This is a genomic window from Williamsia muralis (assembly GCF_002735905.1).
Lineage (GTDB): Bacteria > Actinomycetota > Actinomycetes > Mycobacteriales > Mycobacteriaceae > Williamsia > Williamsia muralis_A.
Window position 1 is genome coordinate 912,991 of the sequence record NZ_PEBD01000008.1, and the last position, 14,838, is coordinate 927,828.

General features: G+C 64.8%; 13 protein-coding genes. 6 read left to right on the top strand and 7 right to left on the bottom strand.

The window, feature by feature from the left end; translation table 11 throughout:
• Window positions 1–26: 26 nt before the first annotated feature.
• On the bottom strand, window positions 27–1,469 hold the full coding sequence (locus CSW57_RS13340) for a condensation domain-containing protein (protein ID WP_189339245.1): 1,443 nt from the start codon (window positions 1,467–1,469) through the stop codon (window positions 27–29).
• A 606-nt stretch (window positions 1,470–2,075) separates the two neighbouring features.
• Here CSW57_RS13340 and CSW57_RS13345 point away from each other — a divergent pair.
• The gene (locus tag CSW57_RS13345) at window positions 2,076–3,074 is read left to right on the top strand and encodes an ATP-binding cassette domain-containing protein (protein ID WP_099383172.1); all 999 of its coding nucleotides are present in this window, start codon (window positions 2,076–2,078) and stop codon (window positions 3,072–3,074) included.
• Window positions 3,074–3,931, top strand: a complete 858-nt coding sequence (locus tag CSW57_RS13350; RefSeq protein WP_223249233.1) for an ABC transporter permease — start codon at window positions 3,074–3,076, stop codon at window positions 3,929–3,931. The genes CSW57_RS13345 and CSW57_RS13350 overlap by 1 nt, the downstream gene beginning before the upstream one ends.
• Window positions 3,932–3,974: 43 nt before the next feature.
• Here CSW57_RS13350 and CSW57_RS13355 read toward each other — a convergent pair whose 3' ends face one another.
• Both CSW57_RS13355 and CSW57_RS13360 read right to left on the bottom strand, forming a co-directional pair.
• Window positions 3,975–4,850 carry a glycosyltransferase family 2 protein gene (locus CSW57_RS13355; RefSeq protein ID WP_099383173.1) on the bottom strand — a complete coding sequence of 292 codons (876 nt, stop codon included), beginning with the start codon at window positions 4,848–4,850 and terminating at the stop codon, window positions 3,975–3,977.
• Window positions 4,847–6,124, bottom strand: coding sequence for a glycosyltransferase (locus tag CSW57_RS13360; RefSeq protein ID WP_189339246.1), 1,278 nt, complete (start codon window positions 6,122–6,124; stop codon window positions 4,847–4,849). Before CSW57_RS13360 ends, CSW57_RS13355 begins: the two co-directional genes overlap by 4 nt.
• A gap of 141 nt (window positions 6,125–6,265) precedes the next feature.
• On the opposite strand from CSW57_RS13360, the gene CSW57_RS13365 reads away from it, so the two are divergent.
• The 3 genes from CSW57_RS13365 to CSW57_RS13375 all read left to right on the top strand — a co-directional run bounded on the left by CSW57_RS13365 (window position 6,266) and on the right by CSW57_RS13375 (window position 10,357).
• Window positions 6,266–7,576: a glycosyltransferase gene (locus CSW57_RS13365; protein WP_099383175.1), complete on the top strand. Its 1,311-nt coding sequence runs from the start codon at window positions 6,266–6,268 to the stop codon at window positions 7,574–7,576.
• Complete coding sequence (locus CSW57_RS13370) at window positions 7,573–8,913, top strand: hypothetical protein (protein ID WP_143696536.1); 1,341 nt, start codon at window positions 7,573–7,575, stop codon at window positions 8,911–8,913. The genes CSW57_RS13365 and CSW57_RS13370 overlap by 4 nt, the downstream gene beginning before the upstream one ends.
• A gap of 88 nt (window positions 8,914–9,001) precedes the next feature.
• Window positions 9,002–10,357 carry a hypothetical protein gene (locus CSW57_RS13375; protein ID WP_099383177.1) on the top strand — a complete coding sequence of 452 codons (1,356 nt, stop codon included), beginning with the start codon at window positions 9,002–9,004 and terminating at the stop codon, window positions 10,355–10,357.
• Window positions 10,358–10,400: 43 nt separating this feature from the next.
• On the opposite strand, the gene CSW57_RS13380 is transcribed toward CSW57_RS13375, so the two are convergent.
• Genes CSW57_RS13380 through CSW57_RS13390 form a run of 3 tightly spaced genes read right to left on the bottom strand, consistent with a single transcriptional unit; the run spans window position 10,401 to window position 12,946 of the window.
• Window positions 10,401–11,033 (bottom strand): Maf family protein, encoded by a 633-nt coding sequence (locus tag CSW57_RS13380; protein WP_099383178.1) that lies wholly within the window; start codon window positions 11,031–11,033, stop codon window positions 10,401–10,403.
• Window positions 11,034–11,057: 24 nt separating this feature from the next.
• On the bottom strand, window positions 11,058–11,321 hold the full coding sequence (locus CSW57_RS13385; RefSeq protein ID WP_099383179.1) for an acyl-CoA carboxylase subunit epsilon: 264 nt from the start codon (window positions 11,319–11,321) through the stop codon (window positions 11,058–11,060).
• The gene (locus tag CSW57_RS13390) at window positions 11,318–12,946 is read right to left on the bottom strand and encodes an acyl-CoA carboxylase subunit beta (protein WP_099383387.1); all 1,629 of its coding nucleotides are present in this window, start codon (window positions 12,944–12,946) and stop codon (window positions 11,318–11,320) included. The genes CSW57_RS13385 and CSW57_RS13390 overlap by 4 nt, the downstream gene beginning before the upstream one ends.
• 146 nt (window positions 12,947–13,092) lie before the next feature.
• On the opposite strand from CSW57_RS13390, the gene CSW57_RS13395 reads away from it, so the two are divergent.
• On the top strand, window positions 13,093–13,926 hold the full coding sequence (locus CSW57_RS13395) for a biotin--[acetyl-CoA-carboxylase] ligase (protein WP_099383388.1): 834 nt from the start codon (window positions 13,093–13,095) through the stop codon (window positions 13,924–13,926).
• Window positions 13,927–14,045: 119 nt separating this feature from the next.
• Here the strand turns inward: CSW57_RS13395 and CSW57_RS13400 are convergent, their stop codons facing one another.
• Window positions 14,046–14,648: a hypothetical protein gene (locus CSW57_RS13400; RefSeq protein ID WP_099383180.1), complete on the bottom strand. Its 603-nt coding sequence runs from the start codon at window positions 14,646–14,648 to the stop codon at window positions 14,046–14,048.
• Between the last annotated feature and the right edge of the window lie 190 nt (window positions 14,649–14,838).

Here is a 14,838-nt window from a genome sequence, read left to right on the forward strand (position 1 = left end):
GGGATGATGTCTTCGAGGAGAATCGACTACGCGGGGAACTTGTCCTCCGAGTACGTCAGCGAGAACGGGGCAGGCGTGGAAGCGTGGAATCGGTGTTCCTGGGTCAGCTCCGCCAACTGGTCGCCGAGACCCGAGATGAAGGCCGACACGTTCGTGGCAGCCACCTCGGTGGCCGGGTAACGAGCCGAGATGTTCAGCCCCTCGGGCGTCCTGGAGATCCAGAGGTAGACCTCGTCCCCGGAATAGGCCGCGCTGCGCAGCGTGTGCGCGCGCCACCGCACCCAATCGTGCGCCCCCGGAACGAATCGCACGTCGAGGTAGGACACGACGAATCGTGGGACCGCCCGGTTCTCGAGCAACTCGGCCACCCGCGGGTAGGGGTAGCGAGACAAGTCCTTGCGTTCCGCAATTGCCGCCGCGGCGGCGGACATGCAGTCAGCGAACGATTGTGCGCGGGTGATGTCGATCTCGACCGGGATGATGCCCACGTACCAGCCGACCGACTCGGCGTACTGCGACTCGTGGCGGGTGTGCACCGGCATGGTGAAACGCAGGGTATTCATGCCGGTGAGTTCGCGGGTCGTGGTCGCAAGTGCAGCAAGGACGGCTGATTGCAGTGTGAACCCGAGTCGTCTGCAGTGTGCGTTCACCACCGCGGCAGTCTCGTTCGACAGAAGCCATGAGGACGTGCCCGTTTGAGGCCGGGCCACGATGTCGCAGTCGGTGACGTGTGGTGCGCTCACGGCCTCGACGGGCAGAGGGAAGGCCGGGAACGCGCCGGTGCCGACGCCAAGGAAACGGTCCCATGCTCGGACCGCCACATGATCGGCGGTGAGGCATCCTCCGGCGAGCCGATCGGTGACACTGAAGTCGATGTGGCTGCCGATCTGCGGCAACTGATGCTCTGCCCCGCGCAGCTCGAACGCGTATAAACGCTGTATCTCATTGATGGACAACAACATCGAGTAGGCATCCATCACCGAATGGTCGGCCGCGAACACCAGGACGAATCCGTCTCCCGGCAGGGCACCTTCGACCTCGGTGATGGAAGCGACGAGACAGTGTGGCCACCGCAGTGCCGAGATCCGGGAATCGAACAGGCCTGTGAGGTGGTCGTGGATTGCGGATGCGTCGATGGGCCCCGTCACACGTGGTCGCATGTCGAGAACGCATCCGGCATTGGTGAGCCTGGTCATCGAGATGGCACCCGTCGTGTCGACCCCGGTGGCCACCGTGGTCCGGAGGGCTTCGTGCCGGAGCATCCAGCTTCGCAAGGTGCGGGCGAGTGCCCGTTCGTCGTAGCGTTCGTGAACTTCGAAAACACCTCCGAGCCAAGATGATTCGTCAACATCACGCGTCTCGTAGGTCAACCCCCGGACCACGTGGTGTTCGTGGACATAGGTCAGCGGCCGATTGTCGACCGCCCAGCACTCGCCGTCACCCTCGGTGCTCGGAGTCCATTCGGTCACCCGCCCGGACGGTAGGTGGTAATCAGCCAGTTCAGTGAATTCCATGTTGCAGTATCCGATTCGGGATGATCACGCACGACAGGGGAACCGCGGGAAAGAGGGGGAGGTGGGCGACGCCGCACTGCGCCGGATGCGCGGGAGTATTCGCTGCGCTCCTCAACACTAGGACTGGACAGGGATCTTTGCCTCAGCAAAAGGACGTGGTGTTCGTCACGCAGGTCCGAAGTTCCTGCCGCTCTTTTTGCTACCACGTGTCGCTGGTGTGTCGTGCTTGTGAAATGCACTGTTGGACAGTGCTTTATCGACACCACAGAATGTGACGTTGCGCAAGCACGCGTCATGGCAGCGGTTGCCACCCGGCGTTCGGCAAGGCTATGTTCGTCACAGGCGGGTGGCATCGCAGCCCTACCCGTCCTCTAGGTTCAGCTGGGGTGCACGGCGGCCCGGTGCTGCGCCGGAACAGATTTCGGGAACGGGTGCTCTGCCGATCTGTTCGTCCGCACCGGTGACGCCGGTCATCGGCGAAACAGGTTGTCCTTGAACGTGATCGTCGCGATGTTCCAGCAGTCGTGATGCACCAACAACTGTCAGATGAGGGAGATCGATATGGCAGTCGGTTCTGGTCTGGCCATCGAGGCAACCGGTCTGAAGAAGAGTTTCGGCGATTTCCATGCGGTCGACGGCATCGATCTTGCAGTGCCGGCCGGGACGGTCTACGCAGTGTTGGGTCCGAACGGAGCTGGGAAGACCACCACCGTTCGGATGCTTGCGACCTTGCTGCGGCCAGATGAGGGGCGGGCGCAGGTGTTCGGATTCGACGTCGTCCGACAGGCCAACGCGGTCCGGTCGCTGATCGGGGTCACCGGACAATATGCGTCGGTGGACGAAGATCTGACCGCGGCGGAGAACCTGAACATCTTCTGTCGACTCCTGGGCTTGTCGAAGACCCAGTCCACGAACAAGACCGACGAGATGCTCGCTGAGTTCGGTCTCCAGGATGCTGCCGACCGCACGCTCAAACACTTCTCCGGTGGCATGCGACGAAGACTCGATCTGGCGGCAAGCCTCATCTCGAGGCCGCCGCTCATCTTCCTCGACGAACCGACCACCGGATTGGACCCCCGCACGCGGGCTCAGATGTGGTCGACGATCAGGGAACTCGTCTCCGGAGGGTCCACCGTCTTGCTCACCACCCAATATCTCGAGGAGGCCGACCAGCTCGCCGACCGTATCGCGGTCATCGACAACGGTCGCCTCGTCGCCGATGGCACAGCCGACGACCTCAAAGCCGCGGTCGGCATCTCCACCTTGATGCTCCATCTGGTCGATGCGGCAGCGGTTTCGGACGCTGCTCGGATCGCGGGCGCCATCACCCACTCGGAGGTGAGCATCGCCGGTACGTCCGTGGCAGTGCCCGTCACCGACATGGAGCCTGTGCCCGAGGTGCTCTTAGCCCTGCGCGCGGCAGGGATCGGTGTGCGCGAGATGACCGTACAGCGGCCGAGCCTCGATGAGGTCTTCTTCGCGATCACCGGGAATCAACAGGGAAAAGGCCCGGACGGCGCCCGAAAAGCGATACCGGACCAGGGGAAGGACGCGGCCTGATGGGGCCGGCAACATCCACTCGCGGCACGATCTGCGTCGAGGGATATGACCCCAAGGTTGCGGCTCTGCTGGCCGACCGGGTGATCGCCGACCACGTGTCGGTCTCCGAGTCGGTGTCCCAGGCACTGACGATGGCCCGTCGTGGTCTGCTCAAACTCAAACACAACCCACAGCAGTTGTTCGACGTCGTTGTGCTGCCGATCGTGCTGACGGTGCTCTTTTCCAGCATCTTCGGTGGTGCCATCGCCGGAGACGTACCCGCTTACCTGCCGATCTTGATCCCAGGTGTGCTGGTGCAGGTTGCGGTGGCGGCGTCGGTCACCACCGGCGTGCAATTACGGGAGGACCTCGACAAGGGCGTCTTCGACCGCTTCAAATCCCTGCCCATTGCCCGTATCTCGCCACTGGCCGGGTCGCTGCTCGCGGATGTCGTGCGATATGTCATCGCCACCGGCGTGACCGTACTCGTGGGGCTCGCGATGGGATACCGGCCGGGCAGCATTGCTGGACTGCTTGCCGGATGTGTGCTGGTGATCGTCGTCGCATTCGCACTGAGTTGGATCTTTGCGCTGATGGGGGTGTTGATGAACAAGGCGTCCACAGTCCAGGGGGTCTCGATGCTGGTGCTCATGCCCCTGACGTTTGTGTCCAACGCTCTTGTGCCGGTCGATACCCTGCCCGGGTGGATGCAGGCGTTCGCCTCGGTCAATCCGGTCTCACACCTGGTCTCTGCAGTCCGTGAACTGGCGGTCGACGGGCACTTCGGCCCGGAGATCGCGTGGTCGCTGGCCGGTGCATTCATCGTCTTGATGGTCTTCGCCCCGCTGACCCTGCGCGTCTACATGGTGAAAACCTGAGCGTGCGTTGGTGTTCAGGACAGCACTGGGCTGCGGTTGCCGGTCACGGTGCGATTCGATCGGTGACCGGTCGTAACAGATGCTTTGCCGCGAAGGTGTCCGAGTCTTTGTCATAGGTCCGGATGACGAGCAGTCGGGCTGCGTGGAGGATGGTCACGCAGGGCAGGTAGACCAACACGGCCGCCGCGGCGAACCCATACCGCTTGTGTAGCAACAGGGTACGTGGCAGGTAGCTCATGTATCGGACAAAAGCCGGGATGCTCGACTCCATCCGTCGTGGTGAGACCCCGACGGTGATGTCGGGTAGGAAGGCGTTCCTGCCGCCGACCGCTTGCACACACAGCCCGGTGTCCACATCTTCGAAGACGTCTCGGCGCATGCTCACCAGATCGCGTACCAGATGCCAGGTCTCGCGCCGGACCACCATGTTCGAGCCGTAGAGAACGGGTACGTCCTTCACCGTATGCCGGCGTCGGCGACGACCGCGGAGTGGATCGAAGCGGTTCTTGAGGCGTTCGGCAGCGTCTCCGTACGGCAGTCCGTACGCCTCGCCCCGACCGCAGAGTGCGGCCCATCGCTGTTCGGTGTCGTGTTGCAGGAACTCCACGACGGTGCGTGCCCAGTGAGGCGGTGTGATCGTGTCCGAATCGATCCGCGCGATCGCTTCCCCGGTTGCTGTGTCCAGTCCGGTGTTTCGTGCGTACACCAGACCCTGCTGCAGTTCCGAGATCAGGGAGACCTCGGGAATCTGCTTCGCGTACGACAACACGATGTCGACGGTCTTGTCGGTGGAGTTGTTGTCCACCACGATGATCTCGCGGATGAAGTCGAGCTGGCCGATCAGACTGTCGAGGCATGGTCCGATCGCTTCCTCTTCGTTGTACGCCGGCACGACAACGGACAGGATCTTCGAGTTCATCTGGTTCCTCTGTTCGGTAGGTGCGGGCTCACTGTTTCCTCGATGATCGTGATGGCTGAAGCGACGGCGCACTCAGGCTTGATCATCGAGGTGGCCGTGGCGCGGGCAGCTCTGCGGCGGTCCGGTTCGATGAGGGCGCTGACCAAGGACGTCAGCGTGTCGGAGTCGATGCGAGAGATCGGCATGGACACCCCGACACCCAAGCGGGTGAGTTGTCGTCCCCACATGGGCTGATCCGCCCCGAACCAGCAGATGCCGGTGGGCAATCCGGCACGCAGAGAAGCGGCAGTCGAACCCGCTCCGCCGTGATGGACCGCTGCGGTACACCGGGGAAGCACTGTCTTGTGATCGATGGTGGACGTCACGAAGAAGCGGTCGTCGGGGGAGTCGATGGAGAGATGGCTGCCGCCGGTGACGAGCAGGACACGTAACCCCAGTCGTTCGGCGGTCGCGACGATCGCGTGCTCGACGATGCTGGGGTCCCCGATCTTCATGCTGCCGAAGCCGACATACAGCGGCGCCGGGCCGGCATAGAGCCAGTCGACGAGGGATCGATGTGTCAAGTCGCTCTGTAGTTTTGGCCGAGAAGGCAGGTACTCCAGGAAGCCCACAAGAGGACGACTCCGCCCCCATTCGTCGCCGAGGCCGGGGAACAGGAGCGGATCGTAGGCCTGCAGTTCAGGCACGCCCTGCCCGGTGATGCGCGATGCGGCCGGAGTGTTCGCGCGGCCGAGCCCCAGTTCGCGGCGCAGCTCGTTCTCGGTGGATGCGCTGGTGTGCCAGAGTATGCGCTCGAGGATCGTCCAGCTGTGCGCCGTGATCGAGGGCGGTAGCCAAGGGAGCGGGGAGACCACCGAGTTCTTGCGGATAGGGCAGTAGTGCAGTGGCACATACGCGATGCCGAGAGACTCGGCCACATTGAGGATGCGCTCCTGGCCCGCACTGCCGCCGATGATCACATCGGCACCCTGTCCCACGGCGCGTAGATCATGCTGTAACCGACTTCCGCCGCGCAGCGTGATCTCGGACACGGCTCGAAGGCGTGTCACGGGATTCGATGATTTGAGGTCTCTGGTCACGAGATCTGACCCGAGGAGTTCGTCGGTGTCGATACCGCACGCCTGGGTGGCGAGGCCGGAATCGGCCGCCCATGAGACCAGATTGGGTGGAACGGCCAGAGTCACCTCGTGGTCTCGGCGTGCGAGCGCAGAACCCAGTGCCATTGCCGGCTGCACGTCACCCCGGCTGCCGTTGCAGGACAGAACAATTTTCATGGTCCTCCTCGTCCGCACAGTATCGGGGGGTGGTGTGGGTTCGGCAAATCGTAAGCGCCAGGCAGACTTACCGCGCTCGGTGGATGATGTGACGCCGGTCTTCTGGCGCTGCGCCCACGTTGCCGCTGCCCTACGATCGGTATGCATGAAGCTGATGCGGAGTGGGACGTGAAGCTACTGTTCGCGTTCAGTGGCACGCGCGGTGACATCCAGCCCGCGGCTGTGATCGGTGCCGAGTTGCAGCGTCGTGGTCATGCTGTCACTTTTGCTGCACCACCCAATCTGGTCGAGTTCGCTGCCGGGTTCGGGGTAGATGTTGTCCCGTTCGGTTACGACACCCGTGCGCATATGAAGTCCGAGCTGGTGCGCACCCGGGTGCGGTCGGGTGGGCCGGCCGCACGACTCAAGGCTTTCAACGAGTTACGTGATGTCGGTTGGGTGGAGATGATCGACACGATGGCGGTGTTGACCGAAGAGGTCGATGCGATCGTCACCGGGTTCACCACCGAGCAGGTGGCTTTGCTGTTCGCCGAACACCATGGCATAGCCCTCATTTCGTTGCACCATGCGCCGGTGCGGTCGAACTCGTGCTTCTCACCGTTTCCTGGTGCGCCGCTCTCCTTGGCGCCGCTCATCAACCGGGTCAGCTGGAAGATGGTCGACGCTGTGCTCTGGGGCCTGACGTGCAAGCGGGAGAACCGGGAGCGTGCGCGTTTGGGTATGGCGAGCGCACACAGCGACCTGCCGAGTCGGATGACGAGATACGGGGCACGAGAGATACAGGCGTACGACCCGCTGTTCTGTACGGACCTCTCCGAGGAGTGGGGTGCCGCCCGCCCGATGGTGGGTTTTGTCGGGCCGGGTGATAGCGCCCCCGGAATGTCGGAAGATGATGAGGGACTGCAGGATTGGATTGCCGAGGGTACACCACCGATCTATTTCGGGTTCGGGAGCATGCCGGTGGCGGATGCCGGCGCATTGGTCACGGCAATCGGGCGGGCATGCCGGGGCGTGGGTGAGCGCGCCGTGGTCAGTGCCGGTTGGAACGACTTCAACGTGAGTTCCGACGACACCGTGCGCATCGTCGGACAGGTCGACCACCGGACTGTGTTGCCCGCGTGTAGGGCAGTGGTCCACCACGGAGGAGCTGGGACCACATCGGCCGCACTGCGTGCGGGGAAACCTGCGGTGGTCTGCTCGGTGGGTTCGGATCAGCCGTTCTGGGGTGCTCAACTCGAGCGTCTCGGAGTCGGTGCCTCGATGACGCTGTCGCAGTTGGATGCGCAGTCGCTCGAGGACCGGCTGCGTACGGTCCTCGATTCGGAGTGCACCACACGGGCGAGCGCAGTGGCCGCACAGCTCATCACGCCGGAGAAGGCGACGACGGCAGCGGCTGACCTGATCGAGGCATCGGTCGCCGAATGGTCGCCGGCCGTGGTGACGAGCCGATGACTCGTACGCGCCGGCTCGAGGCCGGGGACTTCACGTACTGGTTTCTCCACCGCGAACTCGGTTGGTCCGTGGTGCTGCAGCTCGTGTGGACATTCGACCGACCGCCGGGCCGGGAGGCTCTGTCCGCGATCAACAAGAATCTGGCATCGAGCCCGCTGAACCGACTCGTGGCGGTCTCCGGGTTGCCCGGTGTCCGGCCGCGATGGGTGCGGGCGGACACGCACCCCGATCTGATCATCGATGTCACGCCGATCGACTCGGATCTGGTGGGGGCTTGGGCTGACTCCGAACTCGAGTCGGCGCCGCTCGACCCGCTGACGGGGCCGCCGTGGCAGCTACGTGGGGCGTTCACCGAACAGGGCGGATTCGCGTTGTCGCTGACCGCTCTTCACCTTGTCACGGACGGACAGAACATGGTCGGTGCGGCTGTCGACGCGTTCACCGACCGCACGCCAGAACCGTTGTGGTCAGGGGTATCTGGCGTCGGTCCGCGGCGGCAACTGATCGACGACGGCGTGGATCTGCTGTCCGACATCGGTTCGGCCATCGGGGGAGTGGTGCGCGCAGCTGCGACCGGCGGTGCGTCGATGTTCGGCAAGCGAGGGGCGATCGACCGAGCGCCGCGCCTGCCCATGCACGAACGTGCGCCCCGTGCGCGCGCCTCCTGGTCGACGGTGAGTGTCGACTCCGACGTGTGGACCAAAGTCGCTGCCGAGCACGGCGGTACGTCCAACTCGCTGTTCATCGCGGTGATCTCCGGGGTGTTGCGTTCAAGCGGATGCGCCCCACTCGGTGTCCCGATCAAGGTGGGCATTCCCGTCAGTCAGCGGACAGACGGCGACGACCGGGCGAACGCGACCGCGGGTGTGTCGGTGACACTCACCGACGAACCTGTTCCCGGTGGGACGTTGCGTCACATCCGGCAACAGTGCAAGGCCGCGTTCACCGCCCTGGATGCCGGTCGTCGACCCGCGATGATCCACCTCCAGCCGTTGATGTGGTTGTTACCCGCGCAGCTAATCATCAAGACGGTGAGCAGTGGGGATGGGATGCCCGACGCGGTGGCCTCGAATCTCGGGGTGTTCACTCCAGAGCTCACCGAAGTGGGCGGGGTGGCGGCATCAGGAGTTGCCTTCCGGGGGATCGCGCAGGGAGTGGATGCGGCACTGCCGTACCGCTTCGGCGACGGCGTGCAGTCATGGCTACTCGAATATGGCCGGACCACAACCTTTTCCGTTGCCGCGTTCGACGAGATGCACATCGCCGACAGCGCAGAACTCGGCGGAATTCTCGCAGGAGAACTTCGGGCGTGGGGCGTGCCGTTTCGGCTGTGGTGACAAGCACATGCCCTGACCGGCAATCGAGATGGCTGGTCGCGGGCACCAGTGGCCGGCACATGTTCCAGGACAACGAGAGGGCGCGACAATGACAACGACCGAACGCCTCGTCGGTGGGTTCGATCGGGTCACCGGACCCGACGAGTCCTACCATCTCGCCGAACGGCTCTTCGGGCTCAGCGCGCCGATCCAGTTCCTGTGGGTGTTCGCCTCTGACCCGGGCGAGGCAGCGGTGCTACGGCTGCGAGACCAGCTGTCGGCAGGTCCGCTCAACCGCAAAGTGCGTTGTGCGACAGTTCCGTTCGCACGTGACCGGTGGGTTCGGGCCGACGACGTCCCGGACGTGGCGATCGACGACAAGCCGATCGGTGACAACGACATCGCCTCCTGGTTGGACACGCGAGTGCGTGAGGGCGAACTCGCGCCCGCAGAGGGCCGGGGCTGGAAGTTGGACGCCGCGCGGACTCGATCGGGCAAGCTGGTGTTGTCACTGCTGGTGTCACACATGATCTCTGACGGCGAGGGGGTCTATGCGGCCCTGGCGGCGGCCCAGGCGGGCACGTCGCAGAACCGGTTGCCCACGCATGCGGAGACCGGGGGCCGCAGTGGCCGTCGAGCGGACGTGGTGGATGCCGCCGGCCAGTTGTTGGCTGCCGCCAGGGCGCTCAGAATTCTCGGCGGCGCGTTGCGGAATCAGACGAAGACGCCTAGCCCGTCGCGGCGTGCTGCGCCGTCGACCAAGGCATCACCGGATGCGCCCGGCCCGGACACCACCCTGGTGATCCTCGATGTGGATCGCGAGCGGTGGGCCGACACCGCACGAGAGCACGGAGGGACCACCAACAGCCTGTTCACGGCCGTGCTTGCCGGACTGGTCCAGCGGACGGACCTTCCGGTGGATGACCAGCTCCGGGTGTGCATGGCGGTCAGCAAACGTGAAGCTGGTGACGAGCGGGCCAACGCCTCGGGCGGCGTGTGGATTCGGATCGACGGACCGGTCAGTCCGCAGCGAGGCCTGGCCGACATCCGGGCATTGAGCAAGCAGGCGTTCATCGACTACGCCGATGCCGAGTCGGACAAGATGGCCGACAACATGCAACCGGTCGTCCGGCTCCTGCCGGGACGGCTGATCGGAAAGCTGATGCAGTCGGTGCCCGGCCCCGACACCACCGTCTCGAATCTCGGGGTGGTGCCCCCCAGCGCGCTCCGGCTCGGTACCGAGACCGCGGAATCGTTCGGGATCCGCGCCATCGTCCGCGGTCGGCCGATTGCCAACCGACGTGCTCAAGGTCCCGCCGTGGCGGCGTGGGCGGTGGAATACGGGGACAAGGTGACCATCACGGTGTTCGGTATCCACCCGGACCACTTCGGCGATGTCGGCACACTCCGGGCGCAGATCGGTGAGGAGCTCAGCTCGTGGGGGCTGTCGTACACCTTCTGGTAGTGCTCGGGGGCTGAGCCCTATGGGCGCCGGATGGTCGCAATCCTCAACGTGCCGACCACAAGTCGGTCACGCTGACCCCGAGTTGATCGAGCAGGGTCCGAACCAGCGGCAGACTGATGCCGATCACCGATGACGGGTCGCCGTCGACACCGTCGATGAACCAGCCCCCGAGCCCGTCGAGCGTGAATGCGCCGGCCACCGGCAGTGGTTCGCCGGTGGCGACGTATGCGTCCACCTGCTCATCGGTGGGCGAACCGAAACGAATTGTGGTGCCCGCGAACGCGACAGCCTCTGCGACCACCGAGCCTCCGCGTATCCGGAGCACACAGTGGCCTGTCAACAGGTCGGCAACCGAGCCGCGCATCGAAAGCCATTGAGCACGAGCCACATCGGGAGTGTGAGGTTTGCCGGACAGGATGCCGCGATGGTGCAGCATCGAATCACACCCGATGACAACCGCGTCGTCGATCGAGGAGACGCCCGGGTGTGCGGCGACATCGTCCGCCTTGGCTTTCGCGAGGGTCGTGACGACGTCGGAGGGAGATGCGGTGTCGCCGAGTTGGGCGATCAGCGCATCCTCATCGACATTCGAGACCTCGACCAGTGGATCGACACCGGCGGCCCGCAGGATCCGTAGGCGTGCGGGCGACGCCGATGCCAGGACCACCCGGGTCATCGGCGCCCACCCGTGTGCATCGGCTCAGTAACCGAAGGCCAGGTTCGGAAAAGCGTTGGGAGCAAGACCGCCGGCGGGACGCAGCCGGTCGGACGGGTTGCCCCACAGGTTGCGTGGCCCCGGGTCCTCTTCCACACCCGAACCCCCTGCCGAGGCGAAAACACCGACGACCGCGGCGATCTCGGCATCCGACGGGTTTCCCTTGACGATTCGCAGGAAAGGCCGAGCCGCAGCGGCATCACCGGTGCCGCCCGCAGCGTTCGTCTCTGGCGTGTTGTCTGCACTCACAGCGGAATGTTCCCGTGCTTCTTCGGTGGCATGTTGACGAGTTTGCGCTCGAGGAGCTTGAGCGCCGTGGCGATCTGACCGCGGGTGTGCGACGGCGGGATGACCGCGTCGACATAGCCGCGTTCAGCTGCCACGTACGGGTTCACCAAGGTGTCCTCGTACTCCTGCTGCAGCTGCAAGCGCAGCGCATCCACGTCTTCTCCGTTGGCCGCAGCTTCTTTGAGCTTGCCGCGGTAGACGAATCCGACCGCGCCCGAGGCTCCCATTACGGCGATCTGGGCCGTCGGCCACGCCAGGTTCACATCGGCACCCATGTGCTTGGAGCCCATGACGTCGTATGCGCCGCCGTAGGCCTTACGGGTGATGACGGTGATCTTGCCCACCGTTGCCTCGCCGTACGCATAGAGCAATTTCGCGCCGCGACGGATGATTCCGTTGTATTCCTGGTCGGTGCCCGGGAGGAATCCCGGGACGTCCACCAGGGTGATGATCGGTACGTTGAAGGCGTCGCAGGTGCGGACGAAGCGCGCGGCCTTTTCCGAGGCGTCGATGTCGAGGCAGCCGGCGAACTGGGTCGGCTGGTTCGCGACGATGCCGACGCTGCGGCCGTCGACGCGACCGAAGCCGACGATGATGTTCGCCGCGCGGCCGGCCTGTACCTCGAGGAACTCGTCGTCATCGAGGATGCGGCGGATGACCTCATGCATGTCGTACGGCTGGTTCGGCGAGTCGGGGATGAGGGTGTCGAGTTCGAGATCCTCGTCGGTGAGGGTGTCCTCGATCGATCCCGCGGCCGGCTGTGCCACGGGGAAGCGCGGCGCCTCGGCCCGGTTGTTGCTCGGCAGGTAGCTGAGCAATTCCTTCACATAGTCGAGCGCGTCCTCTTCGTCACTGGCGACGTAGTGCGCGACACCGGACTTTGCCATGTGGGTCTGCGCGCCGCCGAGGTCTTCCATCGTGACGTCTTCACCGGTGACCGTCTTGATGACGTCGGGTCCGGTGACGAACATCTGGCTGGTGCCGTCGACCATCACCACGAAGTCGGTGAGGGCGGGCGAGTAGACGTGGCCACCGGCCGCCGGGCCCATGATGAGGGAGATCTGCGGGATGACACCCGAGGCGCGGACGTTGCGGTGGAAGATCTCGCCGTAGAGACCCAGGGAGACAACACCTTCCTGGATGCGGGCACCGGCACCTTCGTTGATGCCGACGAGCGGACGGCCGGTCTTGATCGCCAGATCCATCACCTTGACGATCTTCTCGCCGTAGACCTCGCCGAGGCTGCCGCCGAAGACGGTGACGTCCTGGCTGAAGACGCAGACCTCACGTCCGTCGATGGTTCCGTAACCGGTCACCACACCGTCGCCGAGCGGACGGCGCTCGGCGAGTCCGAAATTGGTACTGCGGTGACGGGCGAGGGCGTCGAGTTCGACGAAAGAACCTTCGTCGAGCAGATGGGTGATGCGCTCGCGGGCGGTCAGCTTTCCCTTGGCATGGGTCTTCTCGACCGCCGCCTCTCCGACTGGATGCTTCGCTTCGGCGAGACGATTGTGCAGGTCGATGAGCTTTCCTGCAGTCGTGTGGATATCCGGCGTCGATGGCACGTCCTGGGGGGCACTCGTCATGGCCATGATGCTATCCACACCCGTTTTCGCTGGTGTGAGCGGGCTAACCTGAGGCTTCTCTCACGTTTGGTTCGGTACCGAGCGACACATGTACTTCCGTTTGTTTCGTGGCGGATCGCGTCGCCAGCGCTCTACGCTCAGACCTCATGACCGACGAGCGAGCGCCCCTGGACCACGAGGCCCTTCGACAAGCGGTGACCGGCACCCGATGGCGGTCGGTTCGCGTGGTCGAGGAGACCGGGTCCACGAACGCGGATCTGGTGAGTCTTGCCGGGTCCACCGATTGCGCTGGATCCGTGCTCATCGCCGAGCACCAGACCGCGGGGCGTGGCAGACATTCCCGGCAGTGGGAGAGTCCGCCCCGCGCGCAGGTGGCGTTGTCGGTCGCCGCGCCGGCGAACACGTCGGACCAGCCTCAGGCACTCGGATGGCTGCCGCTCCTGACGGGTCTTGCGGTGGTCGAGGGTATCGCCGAGATCACCGACCTCAGTCCCAGGCTCAAATGGCCCAACGACGTGTTGCTCTTCGGTGACGACACCGCCACCGACGACGGTTACGGCGGACGCAAGGTCGCCGGGATCCTTGCCGAGCTGACCCACGGACCGAGCGGGCCCGTGGTGGTGATCGGACTGGGGATCAACGTGAGCCTCACGGAAGCGGAACTGCCCGTCCCAACCGCCATCTCGCTGGACCTGGCGGGAGCCTCCGTCGACCGGACCCAGCTCGCCGGCGCTGTTTTGCGAGCACTGTCACGACGACTGGACCAGTGGCCGGGTGATCTCGGCGCGGTGGCCGACGATTACCGGGCTGCCTGCGCGACCCTCGGACATCGAGTGCGGGTGCAGATGCCCGCGGGTGAAGAGATCGAGGGGTTGGCGACCGCAATCGACAGCATCGGCCGAGTGGTCGTCGAGGTGGCTCCCGGTCAGAACGTGCCGGTCGCGGCCGGCGACGTCACCCACCTGAGGGTCACCGACTGAACGGAACCAACTGAGTCGACGGACCAACTGAGTAGCCGGACCATCTGGGTCGCCGACCATCTGGGTTGACGCCAGCCTGTCGCCCTACCGCAAGTCGCGCCCTACCGCAGGCCTGGCCGTCAGCGACGTTCGTAGCTCTTGGTGCCCATCGCCGGGATCAGCAGGAGGATCGGGATACCGATCACCGCGTGCATGATCGCGGTCGAGATCCCGGTCGTCCAATCCCGCGACAGCAGCAGTGGGATCAAGATGGCGGCCAGGATCAGGAGCCCGACGATCCAGGAAAAGAACTGGCTCGGCGATGGGGTGGTGAGCTGCAGGACGTACCAGAGCGCTCCTGCAAACAGGGCGCACAGGAACGCGACGATGGCGAACCAGTACTCGTCGTTTGCCATCGGATTCCATACGCCGAGCTTCCCGGTCTCGTTTATGCGCTCGATGACCAGCCGAATGATCCACGCGACGAGCCAGGCGGCCAGGCCGGTCACGATGGCGGTGGCGAGGACTCCGCCGATGAACATCGTGGGGTTGACCTGCGGCCGATTGGTGGCGGGGCGCCGTCGCGGCGGCGTGGCCGGGGGTGGCGCAGCGGCGTAGTACGGGTCCTGAGGCGGAGCCCCCTGGTCGTACGCCTGGCTGTAAGCCTGCGACTCGGGTTCGTAGCCACGGTCGAACCGGGCTGTTCGCGGCTTGTTCGGGTCGTACGGGTCATTCGGGTACATCGTGCACCTCCCTGCGCGCGAGTTTACCGACCAGCGCTGCTGCGGCCTGAGAACGATCAGATGTCCACCGTAGCGCCCTCGGGGCCGTCTGCGTCCCCACCGGCGGGCTGTCGCGGCGCTGCCTGTGGTTCGGACAGCACCGATTCTGGTTTGATTACGGCACCGACCGGGCGAGTCGCCGTGCGCCACG

Bases quoted from the DNA above. Each gene is read 5' to 3' on its own strand.
- CSW57_RS13345 (WP_099383172.1), top strand. From the start codon at position 2,076: ATGGCAGTCGGTTCTGGTCTGGCCATCGAGGCAACCGGTCTGAAGAAG.
- CSW57_RS13350 (WP_223249233.1), top strand. From the start codon at position 3,074: ATGGGGCCGGCAACATCCACTCGCGGCACGATCTGCGTCGAGGGATAT.
- CSW57_RS13355 (WP_099383173.1), bottom strand. From the start codon at position 4,850: ATGAACTCGAAGATCCTGTCCGTTGTCGTGCCGGCGTACAACGAAGAG.
- CSW57_RS13360 (WP_189339246.1), bottom strand. From the start codon at position 6,124: ATGAAAATTGTTCTGTCCTGCAACGGCAGCCGGGGTGACGTGCAGCCG.
- CSW57_RS13365 (WP_099383175.1), top strand. From the start codon at position 6,266: ATGCATGAAGCTGATGCGGAGTGGGACGTGAAGCTACTGTTCGCGTTC.
- CSW57_RS13370 (WP_143696536.1), top strand. From the start codon at position 7,573: ATGACTCGTACGCGCCGGCTCGAGGCCGGGGACTTCACGTACTGGTTT.
- CSW57_RS13375 (WP_099383177.1), top strand. From the start codon at position 9,002: ATGACAACGACCGAACGCCTCGTCGGTGGGTTCGATCGGGTCACCGGA.
- CSW57_RS13380 (WP_099383178.1), bottom strand. From the start codon at position 11,033: ATGACCCGGGTGGTCCTGGCATCGGCGTCGCCCGCACGCCTACGGATC.
- CSW57_RS13390 (WP_099383387.1), bottom strand. From the start codon at position 12,946: ATGACGAGTGCCCCCCAGGACGTGCCATCGACGCCGGATATCCACACG.
- CSW57_RS13395 (WP_099383388.1), top strand. From the start codon at position 13,093: ATGACCGACGAGCGAGCGCCCCTGGACCACGAGGCCCTTCGACAAGCG.
- CSW57_RS13400 (WP_099383180.1), bottom strand. From the start codon at position 14,648: ATGTACCCGAATGACCCGTACGACCCGAACAAGCCGCGAACAGCCCGG.